Origin of the sequence: Verminephrobacter aporrectodeae subsp. tuberculatae At4 (assembly GCF_000193225.1) — a bacterium.
Classification (GTDB): Bacteria; Pseudomonadota; Gammaproteobacteria; order Burkholderiales; family Burkholderiaceae_C; genus Acidovorax; species Acidovorax aporrectodeae.
Genome location: NZ_AFAL01000578.1, coordinates 1 through 731, shown reverse-complemented (window position 1 = coordinate 731; position 731 = coordinate 1). Strand labels below are relative to the sequence as shown.

Below are 731 nucleotides of genomic sequence, written 5' to 3'. Positions count from 1 at the left end.
TGCCGCTCGTGAGCTACTTTCCGATGATCAAGCGCCAGGAAGCCAGCATCTACATGCTGGGCTGGGGTGTGACCACGTTCGACGCGCTGAACAGCCTGCAATCGCTGGTGCGCACGGTGGGCGCGGGTGCCGACGGCTACTACAACCTGGGCCGCTACAGCCACCCGCGCATGGACTACCTCGTGGACCGCATCAAGGGGGAGACGGACGCGCCCGTGCGCGCGCGCATGCTCACCGAGGCGCTGCAACTGTCCAACGACACCGTATCGCACATCCCCTTGCACGACCAGGTGATTCCCTGGGCCATGAAGCGGAACGTCGATCTCGTGCACCGCGCGGATAATCGCGTGGACATTCGCATGGTCCGGGTGCACTGAGGCGCTGCCGCAGCCGGCGCGCAGCGTATTTGTCTCCTTTGTGCCTTTTGTCCAATTCTTGGCGCCATCCTTGCATGCGATGCTCCCGATGCGCTTGCCCGGGGAGAGGGATTACCCCTTGGCCGCAGCGCCGGCTTTGCTGCACAGTGAAACCTTGAAAATCGAGCCTGGTCCATGCAATCCAAATACCGTTTCCTGTCCCTGGCTGCCGCGGCAGCGCTGCTGCTTGCGCCCGCACTGCACGCGAAAACCTTCAAATGGACCAGCCAGTCCGAGGTGGGGTCCTGGGACATTCATACCCAGAACATTTCGCTGCAAAACGGCTTGCACGCGTATGTGTACGAGAGCCTGGTC

At 62.2% G+C, this 731-nt stretch carries 2 pseudogenes; both read left to right on the top strand.

Annotated features, from left to right (window positions below):
* Positions 1-377: pseudogene (locus VTU_RS28255) on the top strand (ABC transporter substrate-binding protein); the annotation flags it as partial.
* Positions 378-551: 174 nt separating this feature from the next.
* Positions 552-731: pseudogene (locus tag VTU_RS28250) on the top strand (ABC transporter substrate-binding protein); the annotation flags it as partial.